The sequence below is a fragment of the Paenibacillus sp. genome (genome assembly GCF_035645235.1).
Taxonomy (GTDB): Bacteria; Bacillota; Bacilli; order Paenibacillales; family YIM-B00363; genus Paenibacillus_AE.
In genome coordinates, this window is record NZ_DASQMZ010000214.1 from 42,297 (window position 1) to 66,926 (window position 24,630).

Below are 24,630 nucleotides of genomic sequence, written 5' to 3' on the forward strand. Positions count from 1 at the left end.
TATAGCAACGGCATATACAGAACTGAATGAACTTTTATCGGGTGTTAAATGTGACTTATTTCGGTTCCTCGATGTGCCGGGATCTAAACTGATTCGGACTTACTCCTGTGTACTTTTTAAAAGCCTTTGAGAAATAGCTTGGGTCGGAGAAGCCTACTAAATCAATAATGTCTGCGATTTTTAGCTGAGGGTCCGCCAGCAGGGTCTTTGCCTTCTCCATACGAATCCGCGTTAAATAATCGCTGAACGTATGACCCGTCTCCTTTTTGAATTTCTCCGACAAATACGTAGCATTCATTTGGTAGCGTTCCGATAGAAAGGTCAAATTAAGCGGAAGTGCAAAGTTGTTGTCAATGTATTGCTGGATCGTTGCGATGGTGTTCCCGTGATCCGATTTGTCCTTAGCCGCAAGTAAAGCGATTAATTCGTTAGCGGCCGCTGTAACCTGGTCAATTAGCAAACGCTTTGTACTGTATTGCCATACCAATTCCGGGGAAACTCGAATCTTTGTTTGAGCTGTCGTAAGCTTGATATTGTATTTAGCAACGATCGTGTCCATCATTAGAATCAGGCGTAAATAAAGCATGGGGAATGCTAACTTTGAATACGATTCCTCATCGGGAATAAGAGCATGGAGCTGTCCTAGGAACGAATCCAGATTGCCTGTTTCCAGAGAAACAATCATATTCTTCTCCTGGTCCCAAGAAACCGATACTACCTCTTTTAATGGCCCGGCATGGGGGGGAAGATCCTTACATTCATAAGCTCTCTTGCTCCAAGACAGTAGGCTGTATGCATAACCTTGTTTCCATGCGTGCAAGCCCCTGACCGGTTCGCCTATTCCCACGGAACTCTCGACCTTTAGCAAAGTTTCGATGTGATATTGCATATAGTCTAGTAATTCGGGACATAAATCTTGCAGTCGGGATGGGTCGGCAGTTACCATAAAGTGCATCATCATAGGGTAGTTCGTATCCAGAAAAGGCATCACGGGATGAGGAAAATTTTGGGCAAGTTCCCTAGATAGCATATAAAACGCTTCCTTGAATAAATGAAGCCCCTCCTCTTCCCTGCCTAAGCGATTAGGCTGGACTCGAACTTCCAATGAAACGAATGCGACCCATCGATCGGATTCGATCTCGAGTTGTACCGCTCTTGACATCATCATCTGAGGGTCCCAGTCTTCCTTTATGATTTGCATTAGAAACTGTTCTTTTCTCGCTTGAAGCAAAACCGATAATCTATAATTTTTGTCCTGTTCCTGCAGTATTTTTAATTTCTCAGCATCAAGCTCCGACCTTATCTTGGATAGAAGCTCGATTAATTCTTTCCGGATTAAGGGTTTAAGAAGGTAGTCCTGGGTTCTGCATTGGAGTGCAGCCTTGACAAAGGTAAAGTCGTCATAACCCGACAGGACGATAATTTTGATTGTCGGATAATATTGGTAACAGTGATTGATTAATTGAATCCCGTCCATTTTGGGCATCTTCATATCGGTTATAATAACATCTACTTTTGTGTCCGCTAGGATAAAGACTGCTTCTTCCCCGTTAGCGGCCTCGGCGACGATTTCATAATTCATGGCGTTCCAATCCACTTTGAAATGGAGACCTTTTCTAATTTGCTCCTCATCATCGACGATCATTACTTTATACATTAGAATCATCCTTCGTGACATATGGAAAATAGAGTGAAATGGACGTACCCAGGTTGGGTGTCGATTGAATATCTACTTCGAACGTTTCGCCATAATAAAGGCGACAACGTGCGAGAACATTACCTAAACCGATCCTTTTCCCCACTGAAGACAGGAGATCCGGGCTTTCCTTCATTTCATTGTCATATAAAATGCTTTGTATCGTTTCGGATGACATTCCGATCCCATTATCTTCGATGCTAATTTTAATTTTACTCTCCCGCTTGCCGATCGATAAGAAGATGCGGCCGGTCTCTTTATAATCCATCGTATACTTCATCGCATTCTCTATAAGGGGTTGTAGTATAAATTTTATCGTCTTTCCATCTAAGACAGCCCTATCTTCATCGAGCTCTAAAGTAATGCGGTCTCCGAATCTGATGCTGATAATGTTGAGATAGTGCTTGGCCTGTTCTAATTCATCCTTTAATGTAATTAATTCACTATTCAGCTTCAATGAAGATCGCAGCATACTGCCTAGCGACTCTGTGACATCGATAACCCGGTCTTTCTCCCCTTGGGCGGCTAGACTACTGATAACTTCCAAAGTATTGTATAGAAAATGAGGGTTAATTTGCATGAGCAACGCTTTATATTGAGCATCCCGCCGGTGCAAGTTCGCTTGGTATTCCGTTTTAATTAAATGTTTGATTCTTCGCTGCATCCGATCGAATACGTTAGTAACATATCCTATCTCACTGCGAGATCGTTTGACTTTGGACAAAGCGAAATGGACGGCGTCGAAATCGCCGGATTCGACATATTTCATAGCCGCCGCTAAGCGTGAGAGGGGCCGAGCGATACCGGAAGCTAGCCAAGAGGCTAATGCGATAAACACAACGAGCAGCACAGCGACTAATAGAAATAAGAACCATTGTAAACGTGTAAGTCTTTCGAATAGATCTTTGTCGGATACCGCAGATACAAGAACCCAATTCGTCTGATCTAACGGCAGGTAAAAAAGCGTCTTCTCGTCGCCCATTTCGTAAATCGTGTCCCGCATCACCTGATTCGACGTGGTCGCTGTCCGATCTAGATTGGATGCGATTTTCTTTGATATTTCCGAAATTAGGGTTTCATCCTTATGCATGAATAATTGTTCGCCTTTCCGATTCATCAAGAAGGCCATACCCTTATCGCCGATCGCAATCTTTTGAAGCGGCTGCTCTAGCAACGAGGTTTTGAAATTGATCTTAATCACACCGATGCGCGTAAACGTCTGCAGGTTCACGAGTGGAAATACGTAGCTGTTCACGGGTTCATTTTGAAGATATCTCGGCTGTAACGGGTCAAGATGCGAGATCGACCACCCTTGATTGTCCTCCGCGTTTCGGTACCAGTCGCTCCGGAAATAATCCTTCTCCATATAGGTATGATCGCCAATACCTAATACAGAGCCTTTGTCGTCATAAATCGAAATAGATACAATGACAGAGTGATTCAAGGCTACGGAGGAAATATAACGCTTCATCTCGGCATCCATTAGCAGTTTTTCCCCTTGTGGCAAAGCGTTGTTCATCCTTGTATTAACCCACTCTTGTGTAACATCGTTACTTAGGATCTGATGAGCGACATCGTCGATTTGTGTCGTAATGGATTGAACATAGGATGTATATTGGATCATTGTTTGTTCTACGGATTGTTCGATGGATGCTCCGATCGTCTGTTTAGCCTCTTGGTTAATTACGATAACAATGGTGGCTAGCTGAACCGTCAGCAATAGGGTGATAAGCACAATTAATCGTGAGCGTAGTGAGAAAAACATAAAGACCCCTCTTTTTTCGACAGGTTGTAACAACTCATTGGCTAGTATTTAATACTAAACCCTAGCAACGTAATTTCAAAATAGAAAAAAATCTCACCTTGCATGTAAAATGCAAGGTGAGATCAGGTAGACGCCCCAAGATGGTTTACCGGGATCGTTCGCACGACTCTCGAATTTTTTCAATAAATCGCTTGGATTGCGGCATTTGCGCCGGAGTCGCTTGCTCCATGACGATCTGAACGAACGGTTTGTATTGATGAAGAAGCTTGAGATAAAGCTCATAATTCATCCGGCCGAACCCGGGCGCCACCGCGACGAGCTCCCGTCCGTTCTCCGCGAGAAGGCAGTCTTTCGCGTGCGCCGCGATGATTCGATCCCCGAGCAACCGGAACGCTTCCTCGATGACCGCGTCCTGCGACGCGAAATTATCGACGGTCAACAGATTCCCCGGATCCAGCACGACGCCTACGTTCGAGGATGGCACCTCGTCGAGCATCCGCTTGAGCTCCGACGCGGTACCGATCAAATGGCCGTGCGCCGCCTCCAAACCTACGAAGACGCCCCACTTCTCCGCCTCCTCTACGAGTTCCGCAAGCGTGCTCTTCATCGCGTCCCAGTCCTGTTCCGTATAGTCGCCCCCGGGATTGACGCCCGTTTCCGCCGCAACGATCCCGCAGCCGAACTGTTTCGCGTAACGAAGCAGCTCCTTAAACCGTTCGACGTTTTCCCGCCGCTTATCCGCGTTTCTGTCGAAGAGGTGCAAATAACAGCCCAAAACCGATATTCTTACGTTATGTTTGTCGAATTGCTCCCCGATCAGGGAAGCAAGGCCCGGGCTCAGCTTCCCTGGCTTGGTAAAGTCCAAGTCGCTAATGGCCTTCCAAAGCGCCAACTGGACATGGCCAAAGCCCAAAGCCGAGATGTCCCGGGCCAATTCATGATGAGGCTTGCTTCCGAACAGGTGCGCCAATACGCCTACCGTCATTCGTTTCCACCCTTTCTGTGACACGCTTCGTCTTTAAAGGTACTCTACCTGTAAGCGCCGGTCAACGTAGAAAGAAAGTACGCGAGAAGCCGTACTCGGACAATGGGAAAAAAGCGGCGAATCCGATGAGGATGGATCGCCGCTTTGTACACTGCCACGCTCGATGACAGATCGATTATTTTTCGTAACCAATGTAATCGTATTGAATCTCTGGATTCCAGGCCATATCGTTGCCTACGGCGCGGAAACTAATCACGATCCTCGTCACCGCGCTCCGGCCGGCCCAGCCGCTGACGTCGGTCGCGATCCGGTTCCACCGATCCGCTTGCATAGCCTGAATGTGCGTGTGAACCGTACCGTCGGCGCCATACAAGAGGACTCGTGTCTCATAGGTAGCGTTCGGAACGCCGCCGTAGGAGTCGATGTGATAGAAGAACGTATGCGCTTCGCTCATATCGATCGGCGTTTCCGGCGCAACCATTGCCGTCTTCCACGCCGTGGCGGCGACGACCGCGGATCTGGCGCTCAATGCGTAGCTGCCGAGTATCGGCTTCGTCGGGCCGTTCGGGAACGTTTCGACGGTCCGGAGGCCCGCCAAGTTTTCGGCTGCCTCCCAGCCTTGCAGACCGGTTTCGAAGTTGTACAGCAGCTCGACGTGACCCGGAACTTGGTCTTCCCCGTTCGGTTTTACCGCGCCGATCGTCTTCGTAAGCGCCGTCTCCCGGTACGCGAACGTCATCGTCACGTTGCCTCCGGCGGGCGGAGGCGCGAAGTCGGCGACGGACAACAAGAACGTCTTCGACTCCCCGGGCTGTACGCGGTTCACGTCCAAAGTCGATGGCGAGAAGGCCGCATACGCCGACGTCACCGCGATTTCGCCGGATAGTTTTTGGTCGTCGTGATTCGTAACAGTGACCTCGATGGTCGAACCGACGCCGAGCGGATCCGCTAAGAGGCGCGGCGTAATGTCCAGGTTCGCGACGGATTCGTTCGCCTCGCCCTTCCGCTCGAACGACACGTCGTCGATGAGGAACGAACCGCTCCAATTGGCCGTCGACGGCGAGGACATCCATACCTTGATCCGATCCACCGCGCCGATGCCGTCGAAGTCGCGGAAGTCGGCCGCGATCGATTGCCACTCGCCTGGATTCGGCAAGGCCGCGACCGCTTCTGCGCTTGTGGAACCGCTGTACACCTTCACTTTCGCGTAGTACGTACGGTCCGGCAACGGCCCGGGCACTTTCAGCGCCAGCTTGAGCACCGGCGTATTCGTAAGATCGAGCGGCGCCGATAGCTTCAAGTCCGCGCCGCGCCACATTTTGGACAACGCGCTGAAGGACACCCGCAAGGCGGAGGCTCCCTCGTACGCGTCGTCCGCCGTTAGCGAGACGCCGTTGCTGTTGTCGGCGAAAGTCCATCCGCCGGTACCGTCCTCGAAATCGGTAATCGGCACGGCTTTCGGATCGACACCCTGCGAAGCGCCGTTAAATTCGGCCGGGGCCTGCGCCGGTGCGACGCGGTCGCTCAGCTTCTCCGGATCGAACCCCGGAATCGCGGCTTCCCACGAGTCGATGCCGATCACGTCGAGCGCGAATTGCGTCGCCTCGAGCGACTTTTCCGTATCGATATCGCGGAACACATGATAAGCCAGCTTCTTCCGGTCCGGCGTCGCCGTCTCGCCCGGCAAATTCGTCCACAAGCCCAAATTCAATCCGCCTTCGAAGGCATGGTCGACGTGGCGGTGCAGAATGAACGAATCGATGCCGTCCAGAAACTCGACGATGTAGTAAGCGTACGCATAGGCGGCCGCCTGGATCTTCTGCGCCTGTTCGGAATTGTCCAGACTGTGAAAGCCTTGTTCCGATAAAATAATGCGCCGCATCTCGCCGTTATATAAGAAGTCGGGCTGGCGCAAATAATCAACCAGGACGGATAAGTTCTTGAATGTAATCCGCTGCGTATGAAAATCGAACGTCGCCGTAGAATCCTCCCAAAACTTCGGATTAAATAAGTTCTCCGGGTAGGGATGGAACGCCATGTTCCACGGAATGTCGCCATGCGTCTTCAGATGCGCGGTCAGCATGTCGACGATGTTCTTATTATCATACTTCCAAAGAGAATCCGACGGGAGGTTTTCGTCCCAAAAGTGGTCCAGGGAGACGTACACGCGCGCCTTGTCGTAGTGGCTTCGAACGATCGTATCGGTCAGCCGCAGCGTGCGGGCGTAGTCCTCCACGTACTCGTGGATCAGCTTCGGCCCCATGTTGTTCCAAATCTTGTTCTGGCCGATTTCGTTGCCGACGATGTAGTTTACCGCGCGTCCGTAGGCTTCGTCCGCCCGCGTGTAACGCTCCGCCAAGAAGCTGGTCACCGCGCCGTAATAGCCGACGCCTTCCGCCGTCTTCGTGTTTACGGCGTAGACGGTGCCGCCCGGCTCCGAATCCGGATGGATCAGGATGTGGTTCGGCGTGCTCGGATCGAGATTTCGGTACATAATCAAGATCAGCGAAACGATATTGTCGTTGTCGGACAAACTTTTGATTTGACGGTCGAGTTGCTCGACGACGTTTTTCTTGAAATAATACGTCTCCCCTTGGAACTCGTAAGGAATCGTATTGTCCGGTTGACTGTCGGTTAAGTACAGCATTTGGTCGTAAGCGACGTTCAAGGCGGCATGGCTGATCCCGAGCTCTTCGGCGTCGTCCGTATATTGCACCTGAAGTCCCTTCTTGCTCTTCGCCTCCGGGAACGGATACGTACGCTCGGCGAGCGACTGCGGATTCGCGATGTACTTCGGCGCATCGACCCACAGCGTCGCGTCGTCCGTCTCGAGCGCGACGGCGAATTTGGAGTACAGGCGGCTGCGCCCTGCGTCCTCAAGCGGGAAGGCGAACGCAAAACTGGTCGAGGCCGGCTGTTCCGCCAGCTTCGCGCGCTCCGAAGCCGGATCGAACGGATTGGAGTAGGTCGGGAATTCGTAAAGCACCAAACGAGCATTCGGTTCGAGCGAGACCGAGCCGGACGTGACCGCCCCCTCCGCGACGACCGTGCCGCCGCCCTGGATGACCGGCTGCGCCAGCTCGCCGATCGTCTCCGGCGGCAGCGGCGGCAATATGTTAAACTCCGCTTCGTCCACTTGCACGAGGCCCCCTTCCCCGTCCGCCAGCACCGGCTGGATGCGGAACGACTGCAGCGTTCCTCCCCAACTCAGTTTGTTGGACATATTGAAGTCGTAGCTCTTCATACCCGAGAACGGCTCGACGTCGAACAGCTTCGACTTCTCCTCGTCCCAATCCGGATCCTCTGCGGTCGTCCACGACACCTTCATACGCTTCGCGGGGGTGCCGTTCGCGAGCCGCAGCGAGATCGCGTTGCGCTCGGCGATCGATACCGCGAACGCCCCCGACGTCAACGTGTCGTTCGGACCGGCAACATTCCATTGCAGCGCCCCAGAGGCGACCGACACCGTGCCTTGCGAAGCCGTAAACCCTTCGGGATCGCCCGGCTTGGAGAATCGCATATCCAGTACGTTCGTCGCGGCGATATAGTCGATTTGGAATCGACCGTCCCAGTAGTCGTACCCGGGCGCGCCCGGCGCGACGCCTTCGAGGTCGAAATTTTGCATGAACGAAAGTTCCATCTTGGAGATCGCTCCGCGGCCCGACCAATTCGAGACGTCGACGAAAACGGTCCGCCAGCGGTCCGGTTGAATATGCGCGATAGACTCATGAATACCGTCCGCGCCGTACAGCCGAATGCGGAGCACGTAATCTACAGGCTGCCAGCCCCAGCTGTTCGCCGCGAACGCCAAATAGCGGGCGTCGGAAAGGTCGAGCGGCGCCGCGAATTCGCGGTATATCGTTCGCCATGCGTACACCTTCACCGGCTCCGGCCGCTGCTCGAGCGCGCCGGCCCCCTCGTAGACGCTGCCGGGACCGTTCAGGATACCGGTCACGAAGTTTACGCTTCTTGTGTTTTCGCCGGTCGACCATGTCGCCGCGTCCGCGGCCGTATTAAAGTCGTTGATGATTTTCGAGGGGTACATCGCGTTGCCGCTGGACACGTTCGGCGAAGGGGTAAGTCCCGGATCGTAGGGCGCCGCGACGGCGAAAGACGCTAAGAAGGCATGGCAAATCAGCAGCCAGGCGATACACCCGGCCGTCCACTTGGCGGTACGGTTCATCAATTACGAATCCTCCTTTGAAATCATCTACATTTTCAAAGCGCCTTGGGTCATCCCTTGGATGTAATATTTCATGCCGAAGGCGAAAATGAGCACCAGCGGCACCGAAGACAACGCGTACGCCGCGAATTGCACCCCCATATTCTTAATGCCGAATTGATTTTCGAACACCGTCAAGCCGACGCCGATGACTTGAATGCTGCTGTCTCGAATCGTGAGCAGCGGCCAAATGTAATCGTTATAAATCCCGACCGACTGCATGATGAACAACGTGGCCAGGATCGGCACCGACAACGGCAGCACGATTTTCGTAAACACGGTAATTTCGTGCGCGCCGTCGATTCTCGCCGCTTCGAACAGCTCGTTCGGTACGCCGGACACAAAGCTGCGGCACAAGAACGTCCCGAAAATTTGACCGCCCGCCGCGGCCGCGATAATGATGACCCACGGCGTGTTCGTCAAGCCGAGGCCGTTGTACAGCACATAGGAAGGGATTAACGTCAGCACGCCGGGAATCATCATCATGGCGAGCATCATCATAAATAATGTCTCCTTGCCGGGGAACGTCTTCTTGGCGAAAACGTACCCCGATACGGAGGAGAGCAAACATACGAGCGAACTGCCCGCGATCGCGTAAAGAACCGTATTCGCGATGTAACGCCAGACCGCCCCGAACGCCTCGGCGTAGTTGGCCCATCGCGGCGGCGCGGGCAACGCCCAAAAATTACCCAAAATTTGCGCGTTGCTCTTCAGCGAGCTGAGCAGCATGAAGAGGATCGGAACAAGCGTTAAGAATACCAGCAGCGTCAGCATCGTATAGGACGCGACTTGGCCTGCGGACAAGGCGGAGAACCGGCTCCGCTGCACGGTCGTCGACAGCTTGGCGGTGTTCACGGGATGCATGCGGTCTCCTCCTTTACTCGTTCGCGGTTTTGATCAGCTTCATATTGATGATCGTGATCGCCAGGATGACGGCGAACATGGCGACCCCCAGCGCGGACGCATAGCCGAGATCGTTGAAAATCGTCGCGGCGTAATACATTTGTAACGCCGGGACATAGGTCGAATCCATCGGACCGCCGCCGGTCACGATCAAGATGCCGCCGAAATCTTGGATGATGCCGATAAGCGTCAGGATGACGAGCAGCTTGAATTGGCCGGACAAGAGCGGCAAATGGATCGAACGAATGACGCGCCAAAGGCTGGCGCCGTCGATTTTCGCGGACTCCACGAGCTCCTCCGGGATCGCCAGCAGGCCTGCGTAAAATACAAGCAGCTGCAAGATGCCGACGAACGGGAAGCCGATAAAGATGATCGCCCACAGCGCCGTGTTCGGATCGCCCAGCCACGCGCGGCCGGGCAGTCCGATCGCTTCTAACAGGTTATTGATGAGTCCGACGTTGGGGTCGTACAAGTTTTGCCAAATAAGCAGCCCGGCGACCGCGGGAATCACCATGGACGCTACGAAAGCGGTACGATACCCGTACTGCGCCTTCTTGCTTCTCAGATGATAGATAAGTTCCGCCGCGATAAGCGGAGGCAGCAGCGACTTGACGACGCCCGTGACGACTAACAACGCAAGGTTGCCGAGCCCCTTCGTGACGTACGGGTCGTTCGCCATCCGTTCGAAGTTGTCCAGGCCGACGAAGACGGTGCGGCCGCCCGGATTCCAGTCGTACAGGGAATGGAACAATCCGGAGAAGGCCGGGTAATACAAGAAGGCGAAGACAAGCGCGAAGCTCGGCGCAAGCGCAAGGTAGTTGTACTTCGACCGCCACATCTCGACGAAGATGCCGAGTTTCCGCCGCCGCCTCATCCACAGCAGTCCGAAGGCGACGATTGCGGCGCCGGCGGCGGCGGCCGCGATCATGGAAAACAACCGGATCGTTGCGCCGCTTTTCGCCGAAGCGACGATTTCCCCGACGTCGTAGACGAACAATGCGCCGTCGCCCGTCCCTGCGTACAACGTCGTCGCCTCGGCATTAAACTTCACTTGCCGGCCTGCGGCGTCGACGCGAGCCGTCCAGAGCGGCGACCCGTCGGCCGCGAACACGTAAAAGTTGCCCGAGAAGTCGGAAGCCGCGACGTACGCGCCGTCCGCCGACACATCCACGTCCGTAATAACATCCTTCACCGGATAGACCGCCGTCCGATTCCCCTCCGCGTCGAAGGCGACGGCCTCGCCCCGGGACGTCCCGACGACGACGTCGCCGGCGTTCGAGACGCCGATCGCTTCGATCGTCCCGGATACCCCGAGTTTTCGCAGCAGCGCGCCTTCCGCATCCAGTATATAAGCGTACTGGTCCGGAGCGCCGATCGCTACGAACCGCCCGTCCGGCGATACTTGCACATGCGACGGAGTAATGCCGACGTCCGACTCGCGGATCGTCTCGCCCGATGCGACATCGAAGTACGTCACCGTCGATCGCCCTTGCGCGATATAGACGGCGACCGCGCCGTCCGGGGAAGCCGCCACGCTCTTCACCTGCCGCTTCACGTCGAGCTCCCAGAGCGGATTTCCCATCGCGTCGACTTTGTAGAGACGCCGATCGTCGGACGAGACGAGCAAGCCGCCGTCCGATAAGAGCGCTACGCCGGTCACGACGTTGCGCGTCTCGAACGCGAACTGTTCGGAGCCGTCGGCGCGATAGGAATACGCCTTCGCGCCGTAGCTGCCGACCGCGATCCTCGTACCGTCGTCGGACAACGACAAAGAGGTAATGTTTTCCGGTTCGGCCAGCGACCAGCCTCCGTTGCCGTGCGCCGCTCCCGTAATCAGGAGCGAAACGCTGATCGCGAGACAGCTCGCCAACGCCGCGACTTTGCCGCGTACCGACATCTCTACTCCTCCTCCGCGAATGCGTTAGGCGACGAACCGCGTCGGCCGAGCGGCGCGCACGGTTCGTCGCCGAATGCATTTTCGTTCTAGCTGCGCTCCGGCGGTCTGCGTTCCGGATGCTCCAAATCGCTCCGTTCGAGCTTCCGCTCCTTGAGCGCCGGCTCCAAATACTTATCGACGATCGCTTGATATTCGTTCAAATATTGCTCGGTCGTTACCTGGCCACCGAAATATCGCTGCACAAGACCGACCCAGTCCTGTACCGACGGCTGATGGTCCCACACGCCGCGGGCTAACGAGTTGGCTGCGCTCGGGAACCCTTCCGTATTGCCGATCGGCTCAAAGTTGGCGAACGCCGCCGCCATTTCGTCCGGCAGCTCGATGTCCTTCAGCGCCGGGGAGCCCGCAAGCGCCGCGTCGTCGCTGTTTTGAATCGCGGTTAAGTACACCTTATACCCTTCGGGGCTCGTCAGGTACATCATGAAGTCCATATCGAGCTCCGTCTGCTTCGCGTCCTTCGCGACAAAGCTATAAAATCCGATTGGAATATGGATCGTTCTGGCCGGGGCCATGACCTCCGGCCCTTCCATCGACGGCATATTGAAGAATCCGTATTCGAACGGCTTGACGCCGCCTTGCGCGCCGGTCTTTTCTTCGCTCGCGAAGTCCTTCGGCAGCTGCCAGAACGCTCCAGGCGTGCTCAGCATAGTCGCCGCCTTGCCGGTCAGGAACAAGCTATACGCTTGTTCCGCGTTGACGCCGAAAAATCCGTCCGGCGTAAACTGGAACAACGTCTTCAAGTTTTCCATAAACGCCGACCATTTCGGGTTGCCCGCCACCTGGAACGGACCTGCCTTGTCTTGAATCGCCTTCCAAACGCGAAGGTCGTTCTTCGTGACTTTACTGTTGGAATCGTTGTACGGATCGTTCGGATCGAACGACCAGCTGTCGTCCACTTCCGGTAGATACGTGTAATCGTCCGGCTGGGAGCGAATGACGTTGATCGAATCCCGCATATATTGATCCGCGTAGATCCGGACAAGCCAGCCGGCTTCGCCGCTCCACATCGAATTGGAATTGCCGGCGAGGGCGAGCGGCGTATATCCGGCCGCTTTAATCTTCTCGAACGCCGCGATCAGTTCGTTGAACGTCTTCGGCGCATCGGAGATGCCGACCGCGTTGAAAATTTCCTTGTTGTACAGCCAGACGATCTGAACGGATTCGAAGTTCAACATATAGAGATGGTCGTCCGCGCCGATGCCGGAGTAATTAATGCCCATCGCATCTAGGTCGAGGCTCTCTTTCCATTTCTTCCCCGTGTATGGATTCTCCTTCTCGAAGAACGGATACATGTCCACGAATTTCTGGCTTTCGTGCAGCGAGGCGACTTCGTTGGAGACGACGAAGTCGACGTCCGGCGTGCCGGCCGCGAATTGCGCCGTCAGCCACTCCCGGTAGCCTTCCAACGGTTTGTTGTCCACGATGACGTTCACCTTCGGATGCCTCGCCATGTAGCCTTGCGCGACGGCATTCCAAACGCCTGCGGACGCGTTGGGGAGCGAGATCCGTATCGTCCCCTCTAACTCCGGCGTCTCCGCGGGAGCCGGCGTCTCTGTAGACGGCTGCGGCTCGGCCTTTTGCGTCGGTTGCTCCGCAGGCGGTTGCTCGGCGGCGTCCCCGCCGGACTTCGTGCAGGCCGCGAGGAGCGAGCCCGACAACGTGAGGATCAGAAGCAACGAGATTGATTTCTTTAGTCGCATGTAACGACCTCTCCTTTTCAACGATTGAATTCGTCCGGGAACGAATACCCATCTAAGCGCTTTCATAACGCTACCGAATCTACGCTCACCTCCGCAGTTGCGTGGAATGCAAAACGTATACTTATTACTTACATTATATACATACTGGTTTTGTTAATCAATAAGTATATTCTGAATATATTCAGCATACTTTGTTGAAAAATGTCGAAAAAAAGAACGCCTTGCGGCGTTAGGTGGTTTATGGTTACGAATCTAGTTCCGTCGTGCTGTCGCGCACGATCAGCTTCGGGACGATCTCTTCCTTCAAGAGACGCCCCTCTTCGTGCTGTTTCCATTCGAATATCAGCATCTCCGCGGCTTTGCGTCCGACGTTCAACGTATTTTGATTCACCGTCGTTAGGCTAGGCTCCATATACGGGCTGATTACCGTATCGTCGTATCCGATTACGCTGATGTCCTCCGGGATGCGCAAACCGCTGTCCTTAATCGCTTGCATGGCGCCGACCGCCTTAAAGTCGCTCGTCACGAACATCGCCGTAGGCGGCTTCGGCAACGAGAGCAGTTTCTTCGCGCCGGCATACCCCATCTCCGCCGACTCCTCGTCCATCTCGATCACGGAGACGAGGTCCGGGTCGAAGTCGACATTATACTGCGAAAGCGCAAGACGATACCCTTGCAGCCGCAGCGAAAACTCTTGATTCATCTCCAGCGCCGTCTTCCCCGTCAGCACGATGCCGATGCGGCGATGGCCGAGAGACAACAGATGCTGCGTCGCCAAGAAGCCGCCTGTCAGGTTGTCGACGATGACGTACGGGATTTGAAGCTGGGGATAGAAGAAGTGCACGGTCACGAGTTTGCGCACCTCTTCCTTCCAGCGGCGGAGCAAATCCGGATTCGTGTTCGCGTTCGGCAGCAGGACGAATCCCGTCTTTTCGTCTTTCGCGGGCAGCGCGTTCCGGTGGCCGACGTCCCACAGGTGGAACCGAATGCCGTGTTCCTCGCACACCTCCTGGATGCCGGCGGCGAGATCTCCGTAAAAGCGGTGGCTGAACGTTCCGAGCGGAATCGAGGAATGCGCGAGATAGATGCGCTCGAGCGCGATCGCCTTTTCCTTCGGTTTCCCGTCCGGCTCCAGACGAATGAACGTTCCGCGCCCGCGCACGCGGTAGATATAGCCTTCGTTCGCGAGCTCGGTCAACGCCCGCCGCGTCGTAATCTCGCTCGTATTGTAGATTTTCGCGAATTCGACCTGCGTCGGCAACGGTTCGTTCACATCGAAAGCGCCGGCTGCGATCTTTCGCTTTAAATCGTCGACAATGGTCTGGTACATCGGGGTTTTCTCAAGTTTCAATGTCTGCACGCTCCGCTCCTTTTCATAACTTAAGTATACTTTATTAGATCTCTTTATTTCAAGGCATGTTCAGAAAAAGAACCGGCCCCCGTCGCGGACGAGAAGCCGGAAAGCGCGTGCAGGTTATGCGTATACAATCTCGATGCCGTCCGGAGCGTCTACCTCTGTCTCCGTCGTGCCGTCGGCGCGTCTTCGATGGCCGACCTTCACGGGACCGAACGGCGTCGGGAAGCTTCCCTCCGCCCATTCCAGGTCGCCCAGCTGCGGCCGAATCGCCAGCTTGCGGCAGCCGGGTTCGGCGATGCGGACGCCAAGCACGTATTCCGACAGCCATGCCGTCGGTCCGGACGCCCAACCGTGGCATAGGCTGTGCCGGTAGCCTCGGTAGCAGTAATCCCCATACGTCCCGTGGACGTCGATCTTGCCGGCGGACGGCAATTCGTCGATGCGCGAACCGTTTTCCAACCATGTAAGATCAAAGTCTTCCCAAAACGTCGTCGCCCCGAGCGCAAGCATGCCGCCCCAATACCGTCGGATGACGTCGAGCGCCCCCGTCGCGTCGCCGGCTTCGCCTCGAGCCTTCAATACGTAGTACCCGAGGAACGTCGAGATGCCGCGCGCGCCGTCCGGGGCCAGAAACCGCTCGTTCGCTTCCGCCGGATCGAGCAAGCCGGAGAGCGCCATCAACGCGATCGCCTGCTTGCTTCCGCCGTGCGCCGGCACGCGCCCCCGGAGCGTCCGCTCCGCTCGACGGCAATTCCGCTCCGCCTCCGCCTCGCCCATCAAGCCGCACAGCTCCGCTCCGGCTTGCAATGCCATCACGAACAACGCGTGGACGCCCGCTTCGACGCCGTCCGGATTCGCGGACGTCGGCCAATCGAGGAAAGGGTTCGGCGCGTCGTGCGTCCCATCTTCCCGGACGTGCCCGATGAGCGCCGCCAGCAAGCCGAGCAGATACGGCTTTTGCTCCAGCAGGTATTCCAGGTTCCCGGATTGTCGGTACCAGTCTCGATGGATTAAAATCCACCACATCGAATAACTCGGGAACCCGTTCATCCATCCGGGCAGCGGGGTCTCGTCGCGGCTGAAGTCGAGGCTCAGCGGTACGATCTCGTGATTGCCGAACACCGCTTGGATCGTCGACGTCTCCGGATGCATATCCCCGACCCATATCAAGCGGTCTCGTTTCACTCCGTCCCATAAATACTCCTGCATGTTCAAATGCACCGTGTACGCCCCGACTTCCCAAATCTTCGTCACCAGCGCGTCGTTGCAGCGGAAGCTGCCGGGGCGCTCGAGCTCGCGAATCCATAAGAAAGCCCGTATGCTCTTAATTCGTACGTTCTCGCCGGGATCCAGAAGATCGAGACGCACGAAGCGAAAGCCCGTATTGCCGATTTCCGTCGCGCCGAGGAAGCTCGATATCTCGACGACCGTGTCGCGGACGGCGTGATCGTTCGTCGCGGTGGAGGACGGTTCAAGCTCGCTCATCGCCTCCGCCGCCGACTCGCCGAATCGTACGCGGAGCTTCGCCGTCTTCGCGCCGGTTCCGGCCGACCAGAGCGTAATTTGCACGCCGCCTTGCAGTTCCGTTCCGAAGTCGAGCAGCAAGCCCGCCCGCCCGCCTCGGTTGCGGAGAACGCAAGCGTCGCCGCCGCCGAGCGTCGCCTGACCGTCGCGCGCGAGAAGCAACGCTTCGGCCGACTCCACCGCGGCCCCTTCCCCTTGCGATTGCCACAAGATGCGGTTCGGGGGGATGTAATACCGCGTTCTTGGATCCTTATATTTTGCAATGCGCTCCAGCATAGCGGTTCCTCCTGTTCGATTTACAGCACGAGAGCGCCGCCGTCGACGGCGAGCGTCGCGCCGGTCACCCACTCGCTGTCGCCGGAGGCGAGGAAGACGACCGCCTTCCCGATATCCTCCGGACTTCCGACTCTGCCTGCGGGCAATCCGCGGTTTTTCGCTTTCGGCGAGGGAACCTCTCCCGTAAACTGATGGCGGTTGATGTCCGTCGGGACGCCGCCGCAAAGGATCGCGTTCGTCCGAATGCCGTAAGGTCCGAGCGCGACCGCCATGGACGACGTCAAGGAGTTCAGTCCGCCTTTGCTTGCCGCGTAATGCACCTGCTCCGGACCGCCTCGGAAGGAAGTCACGGTACTGATATGAATGATGGAGCCGCCGCCTCTCTGCCGCATATGACGACCGGCCGCCTGGGAGCAGAAGAAGGCGCCGGCGAGATTGACGTCGATCGTCCGCCGCCACGTCGCCTCGTCGATGGCGAAGAAATCGGCGATGGGGCAAATTCCGGCGTTGTTCACCAGAATGTCGATTCGCCCGAACGCGTTCGCGACATCGTCCATCATCCGGTCGACCGCGCCCTTCTTCGAGACGTCGGCCCGGAACGCCCGCGCCGGAACGCCCGAGGCGCGCAGCCGTTCGACGACGGCGTTCGCCTCGCTCTCTCGATTCGTAAAATTGACGGCGACGGCCGCGCCCGCCGCGGCCAACTCCTCGCAGATGCCGGCGCCGATGCCGCGGCTTCCCCCGGTTACGACGGCGACTCTCCCCGCAAGTTTCATTTATGTTCGCCCCTTTCGCCGTCCGGCACGGACTCTTAAACGATGACCCCGCCCGGATAACGTTCTAAGATTTCCTTGTCGTGACCAGGGAGAACGATATCCCCTTCCCGCTTCAACCGGCGCAACGCGTCGACCGATTCGTATAAGCTGACCCCTAAGCCGATCGGATGCTCCGACATAAGATTTTCGTATAAGTACGCAACGTCGCCGGTTAAGACGACCTTGCCCTTCGCGGTTTGCAGCTTCACGGCTTGCGAGCAGCGCGTGTGTCCTCCGGTCCAGAGCACGTCGATGCCCGGCGCGATCGTCTCCTCGTCCGCCGCCAGCCTGAGCTGCGCCTTCATCCTCGTCGCCATGTAGTCGAGCACGTCCTTCGGAAAGACGTCGAACACGGGATGGATCGGGTTCCGGGCCGCCTCCCACCCTTTGCGATTGACGACGATCTCGGCGTTTTCGAACAGCTGTACGTTCGCGATATGGTCGTAATGCAGATGCGTAAGGATGACGACATCGATATTTTCCGGCCGTAACCCGTGCCTTGCAAGTTGCGACAGCGTATCCTCGCCGTCGCCGACGGGAAAGCTCGCTTCGCTTCGGCGCGCGCTCTCCGTCAAGCGCCCCGGATAGTCGCCGCCCATGCCCGTGTCGACGAGCACGTTCCGTCCATTGCCCTGCGCGAGCCAGAAGTAACAGTTGACGTCCACCGTTCGACCGAAGCCCTTCATGTACAGGAAGATAGGCTCCGGCGCCGTGTGGGTTGCCGTTCGCAAACAGAACACGCGGTATTCGGGCGTAAGCGCCGCATCGTTTCTCATGATTCGCGCCTCCCTCCTACCCCTGAAGCTCGATCAGATGATCGCCGGCGTCCGGTCGAAATTCGAGGCCGGCGCCAATGCCTTGCGGGAGCTCGAACCAACCGTTGTTCGGCGCGGGAATGCCCGCCAATACGGGATCCCGATTCGGCTCGTCGGCGCCGTTGATATATGCGAACTCCGCCATGGGCATGTTCGGATCCGCGAAGATGAGATGGAGCGCCCACGGCTGCAAACCGCCCGCATGCGGAATGACCGGGATATGCTTCGCGGACGCCATCGCGCTGATTTTCCGCGTTTCCGTAATGCCGCCGCACCAACAGACGTCCGGTTGCAAAATGTCCGCCGCCCGGGCATCCAGCAGCAGCTGGAATCCGTACCGGGTATACTCGTGCTCCCCCGTGGCGATCGCGGCCCCGTTCACCTTCCGGTTTATGATCCCGTACCCTTCGTAATCGTCGGGCGGAAGCGACTCCTCGATCCACTTTACGCGGTACGGCGCTACGAGCTCCGCCATGCGCAACGTATAATCGACATTCCACGCCATGTAACAATCCAACATAATTTCCTTATCCGGGCCGAGCGCTTCCCTCGCGCGCGCGACCAACTCGACGTTCTCTCGCATGCCTTCGCAGCCGGAAGCGGGACCGTACGGCATCGCCAGCTTCTGCCCGAGGAATCCGCGGTCCTTCGTCTTCTCGAATTCGTTCCCGGTGCAATAGGCCGGCACCCGATCCTTGACCGGCCCGCCGAGCGTCCGGTACAGCGGCTCCTGCCGCGCCTTCGCGATCAAGTCCCAAAGCGCCAGATCGACGGCCGAGACCGCCATGATCGGAGCTCCTTTCCGGCCGTAAGGAAGCGTGGCTTTAAACATAATGTCCCACAACCGTTCGACTTGAAAAGGATTTTGCCCGAGCAGAAACCGGCTCAGATGCTGCTTGACGATCGTGGCGGCCGCCATGCCAGACGCCGTCTCGCCGATTCCGACGAGTCCGTCGTCGGTCTCGAGCGCGACGATCGTGCGGCCGCCCATCCCGGTCCAAGACGACCGGCGGTCGAAATACTCCGGGTACATGGACATCGGATTGGCGATAACCGTCTCCGACAGCCAAGAGCCTTTCCTCGGGGGGACGGACGCGTCCGGCGGCGCGGCTTCCGTGGCGTTCGCCGCCGGCTTCGCGCCCGTAACATATACCTTCACGGCCGTAATTTTCATGTCGATCCACGCTCCTTCGAGGGCATGTTTCGTTCGAGAATCGCGATCAGATTGATCGCGATCGGATCGGGCGGAATGACCATACCGCCGTAAAGACCCGTTACGGAATTGTGGGTATCGGCATAGCAATCGTCGAGCGCCCCGCTGCGGTAGAGCTCCAGCGTCCATGGAAGGTTGTGCGGGTGCCAGGCATTGTCCCGGTGATCGACCATCCATCGCAGCGCCGCGACCGTAATGCCTTCTTGATAGCGGTGCCAATCGATCTCCGGGTCGAGCGCGCCCCAGTCCATGCCCATCTCCGATGCGGCCGCGAACGTGACGAGCGCTTCCCATTGCACGTGATCTCGCACCCAATTGGCGAAATACCAATCGCTTGAGCAGAGGCACGGCTTCGTATTGTACATCATCGGCAGTCGTTCCGGCTGCCACAGATGCGTGAACGGCAGCAGCGCGCGAAGCCAATACACCGCCTTCTCCCGATAGCGCGTTTCGCCGAACGTTTGGAAGGCGTACGTGTAGGCCAGGGCGGCGTGCCCCGCGGCGAGCAAATTCGGGCTGCGCAGCGGCGTCTCCCAGAAGTCTCCGCCCTCCGGGCGCTTCATCGGCATGCAAAATTCTAAAGTCAATATCGCGGCATCCCGGTACTTCGGCTCGCCCGTCGCCTCCCACAGGGCGATCAGCTCCGCGGCGGGCACGACGCAAATGTCCAGCGCGGTATCGCCGGCATGCCCCATCGGTTCGAGGTATTCCCGGGCGACGACGAAGTCGTCCTTCATGTAATGCCTTCCGTCCGGGTCGAACGGGAACGCCCCGTCCACCCGTTGATACGAGAGGAGCTCCTCGCCATATGCCGCAAGACGTTCCGGCGTCATATCCCGAATTCGAGAGACGGCGCCGAAACGCGAATGTGGCTTGGCGTACCCCGGTTGGCTCCGGCACCAAGCGAGCTTCTCTCGGAGTCCCGCCGCGGCGGCGCCGTTCGGGAACAGCCGGAGGTACCCCTCGGCGAAGCCCGGTTCATGCGGGCCTTCCGCCCCGGGGTGCTGCGCGAAGCCGAACCCCTTCCCTTCGTGCCAAAATCGGGTGTTGTACGCCGTTGCGATTCGCTCGAGCGCTTGCTCGAGCGGCCAACGCGGCGGCGGAGGCGGCGGCAGCCCGTGTCGCTTTACCCAATCGACGACCGCATCCAGGCTGTCTCCGGCTCCGATCCGAAGCTCCGCATCAAAGCGAACTTCTTGGTCCTTATGAAGTTCAAGCGGCGGATCGGCATATACGCGATTCTCGGCGCCTTCCCCCTGGGCATCCGGAACCATTAACCCCATTAACTGATTATTCATCCGATCGATAAAATTCGGCGCGGCGAACACGGGCTGCGGACGGTGCACGCGATCGTTAAACCACCTCGTCGCATCCTGGCGCGGGTCCCAAGCGAGCGCCGCGAAGACGCTGCCGCGGCTGATCGCCATCAACGGAACGGCGACCTTGTTCGGATGCGGCGCGAACCGCTGCGCCCATGGATCCTTGAACCAATCCGTGCCGCTTGACCACTCCTCGCCCTGAAGCCATTCCACGCCGGGGAATATCGCATCCGTCTTCGCTGTCCCGAAATCGCCTTCTCCGAATTTTACCCATGGTCCGCGAACGTACCGCGCGAACAAGTTGCTGCGCGAACGCAACCGGAACGAGAGCAGGAGAGCCGCCTCGTCCGGCGGTACGGTCAACGTCACCTCCCCTTCCATCGCAGGCTCCGCGAACGGATAATGGATCCACTGCTCGAAAGACGTACCCTTCAGCTTCTGCTGGACGACGAGGGACGCGACGGCGAACGTCAGCCGCTCCCCGAACGTTCCGCTCGAACGAACGGCGTGCGCCGCTTCGAGGCGCATCGGCATCTCTTGATCCCGGAGCATCACTTCGCCGAGATGGTCGAGTACGCCGACATAGGTGCCGTCGCCGGCGTGGATTTCCGCCCACCCCCAACCGGTGAGGCGCTTATGGACATCCACGCGGATTCGTCCGTTTTCCAATCGGATCGTCTCATTGCCATAGCTGGCATGCTTATATTTCGGCATCGCGCATCTCCCTTTTCGTCTCGGTAAGCGCTGTCATTCTCCATCGGGACCTGGTTCCCTATATACAAACTTTAGACGCCCCTCCGGCGCGACGTCGCCGTGGCGGTAGAAATCCATAAAATCCCCTTCGTTCTGCATATAGTCGACCCACTTGAACTCGAAACGCAGCGGCGTCCCCGACCGATCCAGGCCGAGCGCCGCTCTCGGCACGGCAAGCTGCAGCTCGTTCCCTCGCACGACGTATCGAATGTCGCAAACCGGTTCCCATTGCCACCCTCGGACGCTGTGCTCGAGCACCGAACGCGAGGCGTCCTTGATCGTCCGGTTCACGATGTAATCGTACCCGTGCCAGCCTTCGTCCGAGGATCCGCCGGTGTCGATCAACAGCATCATCCAGTGCCTGCCGGTATGCGGCGTGATGGCCTCCCGGGTACGCGCATAGAAATATATGTGGGCCTCGTCATGCGTCGCCTTCATCGAGACGAAATCGTTCCGACCGGTATCGTCCGTATACAAGAGGTTTCCATACCCGCGATGCCGCCTAGGCATCGTGTCGCCGGCGAAGTCGCGGTATTCCGGAACGACGTCGTCCCAACCGCGGAAATCTTGCTCCATCGGAATCGTTCGACCGGGACCGGCCGCAGTCGGCGGGGGCAGTCCCTTGAACCGCCGAATCGCATCGACCATCTGGAGGTAATACTCGTCGTTATACCCGCCATTCATCGGCTCGATGTCTCGGCTGAAGTTCAGCGTCGCTTGATCGACGAACAAGATCGGCCGCTCCGGCGGCCCCTGGAGCCGCATCGCGATCCACTCGTTCCAGCCCGTTATGAATACGATGAGAGGGTCTTCCGCCAGGGCGAACTTCCATTGCTCTGCGATATTGTGTCCCGCAAACTCGGCGCCGGGGGATTCGTCGTTGACTCCGTTATGGAAACTCCTCCCCCAGTTCAGTCCGTGGTTATAAAAAGGGGTGTCGCTCATGGCGACGGTCGGATGCTGCGCGACCGAGACGCTGATCACCTCCTTCTCGCCTTCGTCGTTGTAATACACCCGCTGCGGACGGCAAAACTCGATCCAAGGAAAGCCGTTCGTCTTCCGTTCCTCGAACGGCCATTGATTGAGCCGAAACGTAAAGAACTCCCGCATTTCCGCGTCGCATTGTTCGGGGTCTCCGATGATGAGCGGCTTTCCCTTCCAATGAAACCATAGCTCCGGGTAACGTCCCGGTTTGTAGATGTCCTCGTACAATTCCGCGATCGTCTCCCCGGACCGGGTATTCGTGTAAAAGGCGATCCGGGGAACGTCGAAGCCTTGCCGCCGAACGTCGTCCAGGATACCGAACAGCACGTCATATACATTTTTATAAGTAACCGCGTTGGTCGTGTCGAAAACGAGGAAATCGACGCCGGCGGCCGTCAGCAATTGGACATGCTTACGCAGCACCCAGGCGTCGTCGCTCAAATAGTACCCGTACAGCGGTTCTCCCCAGAAGTGAAATGCGTTCTGCGGCCCCCATGACGGATGATTAGGGTCGAAAACCGCCTCGGGAGCCGCCTTCAAGATTTTCGTGTTGTCGAACGGCCCCTCCGTCCCATGCTGCCCGAGCCACAAGAAATAGAACAAACCGACGTATCGTTCCCGGTCCGTCCGCTTCGTCACGCGATCGACCCCCTCTCCGCTTCTTCGGCGAACGCTTCGGCGGCAGCGCGATCGATCCAACGTCCCCGAACGAGAACGACGTCGCCTTTGCGTTCTTCGGAGATCAATTCCAGCGCCGGCGAACGAAGCTTCAATCGATCCGGATGCTCGATCGCGACGGCGACGCTGCCGTCGGCTTCCCGTACGCAAGACGCGCGAATCGGTCCGAAGGACGTCGGCACCGTCCCCTTCGCCCAGGCAAGGTCGCCGATCGCCGGCCGAAATTCGAACGTGCCCGACGCGACCTCCCGCACGTCGACGCCGAGCGCGCGTTCCGTCAGGAGGTACGTTGGAGAAGCCCCCCACCCGTGGCAATGGCTGACCGGAATGTGATCGGATAAGTATGTCGGCGTATTGCCTTGATACGGGCTCGGCACCGTGCAACGCGGCGACGACGGGTCGAAGGTCTCCCACCACGTCGTGGCGCCCCTTGCGACCATCTCCCCCCAATAGGAGCGGATGATGTCCAATGCCGTTTGTTCGTATCCGCGTTCGAACAGCACCTCGAGGACGATGTGATAGAAGAAAGCTCCCTTAAGCTCGGGACACGCGCCCTGTAAAAAACGATGCTTTAGAAAATGTTCCGTCTCCTCGTCCGTCGTGATGCCGGACCAGACGGCTACGAAGTTCGTTTGGTAGGTGACGCTGTTCGAAAGGCCGTCGTCCGTCAGACAATCCGCGAACATGCGCAGCTCCGGAATCCAGAGCCGCGAACGAATCGATTCGCGCAGACGGTCGGCCCTTGCGTTCCATTCCGCGGCCAAGACCGGTTCCCCGAACGCCGCGGCGAGAAGGGCGGCTTTCCGAACGACTTTATGGTACAAACAGGACACGGCGGTAACCCGGTCCCGCTTGTCGATGTAATCGGCCCAATCGACGAAACACCACCAGCCGTCCCGATCCGCTCGGGAGAACAGCCCGTTCTCGTCCTCCTGGGCATGGAACCAGCCGATCAGCCGAAGGATCGGCTGCCAAAGCTCCTTCACGAATTCGTCGTCTCCGGTATGCTTCCAGTAATCATACACGCCAAGGAACCAGTAAGCGTTAAAATCAGGCAACAGGAAATTGTTACGCTCCGGACCCGTGCCGGGGATGGAACCGTCCTCGTTCTGAATTCTAGCTCCCTGCAGCAAACACTTCCGTACTAATCTCGTATCCCCGAACGTCTGATAGATCACCTTGGCCATCACGACGGCATCCACGACCCAAAGCGCCTGTTCCCGGTAAGGGCAGTCCTCCAGATGGTCTTGGCTGTTCACCTCGGTCGTATATCGACCGATTTCCCAGATGCGGTTCAAGAGCGGATCGCTGCACTCGAACGCTCCTTCCTTCGCGAAGGGATAACGGACGGCTCGGATGTCGACCGTCTGCACCTCGACCGGGGCGGGCGTCGCTTGCGCCGAAATTTTCAAATACCGAAACGCTCGTCTGCCGTAGGGAGATAGCCGATTTACCCCGCGCTTTAGAACGAAGGTGTCTAGCAGCGTCAGCTCCAAGGATTCGCCGTAGAAAACCTGCAGCACCCCGCCTTCCGGGGCATAAGCTGCGATCTCCGGGTACCCGACCTTCACGGACGAGAAATCGAATACGACGCCCGGCAGCGATCCGGGAACGCTCGCATCGATCGACATCCGACCGTTCGGTGCCCTTGGGAATCCGTCTGCGCCT

The 24,630-nt window shown here is 57.4% G+C and carries 15 protein-coding genes; all 15 read right to left on the minus strand.

Features of this window, described 5'->3' with window-relative positions; all coding sequences use genetic code 11:
* Positions 1–55: 55 nt before the first annotated feature.
* Entirely contained in the window at positions 56–1,657 is a 1,602-nt protein-coding gene (locus VEZ38_RS20375; RefSeq protein WP_324896832.1) for a response regulator transcription factor, read from the minus strand.
* Positions 1,650–3,461, minus strand: a complete 1,812-nt coding sequence (locus VEZ38_RS20380) for a sensor histidine kinase (RefSeq protein ID WP_324896834.1) — start codon at positions 3,459–3,461, stop codon at positions 1,650–1,652. The genes VEZ38_RS20375 and VEZ38_RS20380 overlap by 8 nt, the downstream gene beginning before the upstream one ends.
* Before the next feature lie 145 nt (positions 3,462–3,606).
* Positions 3,607–4,446 carry a sugar phosphate isomerase/epimerase family protein gene (locus tag VEZ38_RS20385; protein ID WP_324896836.1) on the minus strand — a complete coding sequence of 280 codons (840 nt, stop codon included), beginning with the start codon at positions 4,444–4,446 and terminating at the stop codon, positions 3,607–3,609.
* Between the two features lie 175 nt (positions 4,447–4,621).
* Positions 4,622–8,629 (minus strand): DUF5722 domain-containing protein, encoded by a 4,008-nt coding sequence (locus VEZ38_RS20390; RefSeq protein ID WP_324896861.1) that lies wholly within the window; start codon positions 8,627–8,629, stop codon positions 4,622–4,624.
* Positions 8,630–8,656: 27 nt separating this feature from the next.
* Positions 8,657–9,532 carry a carbohydrate ABC transporter permease gene (locus tag VEZ38_RS20395; protein ID WP_324896838.1) on the minus strand — a complete coding sequence of 292 codons (876 nt, stop codon included), beginning with the start codon at positions 9,530–9,532 and terminating at the stop codon, positions 8,657–8,659.
* Positions 9,533–9,545: 13 nt separating this feature from the next.
* A complete protein-coding gene (locus tag VEZ38_RS20400) occupies positions 9,546–11,468 on the minus strand; it encodes an ABC transporter permease subunit (RefSeq protein WP_324896840.1) in 1,923 nt (640 codons plus the stop codon).
* Between the two features lie 86 nt (positions 11,469–11,554).
* Complete coding sequence (locus VEZ38_RS20405) at positions 11,555–13,228, minus strand: ABC transporter substrate-binding protein (protein ID WP_324896842.1); 1,674 nt, start codon at positions 13,226–13,228, stop codon at positions 11,555–11,557.
* A 244-nt stretch (positions 13,229–13,472) separates the two neighbouring features.
* Positions 13,473–14,588, minus strand: coding sequence for a GntR family transcriptional regulator (locus VEZ38_RS20410; RefSeq protein ID WP_324896844.1), 1,116 nt, complete (start codon positions 14,586–14,588; stop codon positions 13,473–13,475).
* Positions 14,589–14,702: 114 nt separating this feature from the next.
* Positions 14,703–16,385 carry an alpha-L-rhamnosidase C-terminal domain-containing protein gene (locus VEZ38_RS20415; protein ID WP_324896846.1) on the minus strand — a complete coding sequence of 561 codons (1,683 nt, stop codon included), beginning with the start codon at positions 16,383–16,385 and terminating at the stop codon, positions 14,703–14,705.
* A 20-nt stretch (positions 16,386–16,405) separates the two neighbouring features.
* Positions 16,406–17,161 carry a glucose 1-dehydrogenase gene (locus VEZ38_RS20420; protein WP_324896848.1) on the minus strand — a complete coding sequence of 252 codons (756 nt, stop codon included), beginning with the start codon at positions 17,159–17,161 and terminating at the stop codon, positions 16,406–16,408.
* 35 nt (positions 17,162–17,196) lie between these two features.
* Positions 17,197–17,976 carry an N-acyl homoserine lactonase family protein gene (locus tag VEZ38_RS20425; protein WP_324896850.1) on the minus strand — a complete coding sequence of 260 codons (780 nt, stop codon included), beginning with the start codon at positions 17,974–17,976 and terminating at the stop codon, positions 17,197–17,199.
* A 16-nt stretch (positions 17,977–17,992) separates the two neighbouring features.
* A complete protein-coding gene (locus VEZ38_RS20430) occupies positions 17,993–19,189 on the minus strand; it encodes an enolase C-terminal domain-like protein (RefSeq protein ID WP_324896852.1) in 1,197 nt (398 codons plus the stop codon).
* Complete coding sequence (locus VEZ38_RS20435; RefSeq protein WP_324896854.1) at positions 19,186–21,261, minus strand: hypothetical protein; 2,076 nt, start codon at positions 21,259–21,261, stop codon at positions 19,186–19,188. Before VEZ38_RS20435 ends, VEZ38_RS20430 begins: the two co-directional genes overlap by 4 nt.
* Before the next feature lie 33 nt (positions 21,262–21,294).
* A complete protein-coding gene (locus VEZ38_RS20440; RefSeq protein ID WP_324896856.1) occupies positions 21,295–22,923 on the minus strand; it encodes a hypothetical protein in 1,629 nt (542 codons plus the stop codon).
* Positions 22,920–24,630, minus strand: a 1,711-nt coding sequence (locus VEZ38_RS20445) for an MGH1-like glycoside hydrolase domain-containing protein (RefSeq protein WP_324896858.1), incomplete at its 5' end; no start/stop codon positions are given. The genes VEZ38_RS20445 and VEZ38_RS20440, both read right to left, overlap by 4 nt.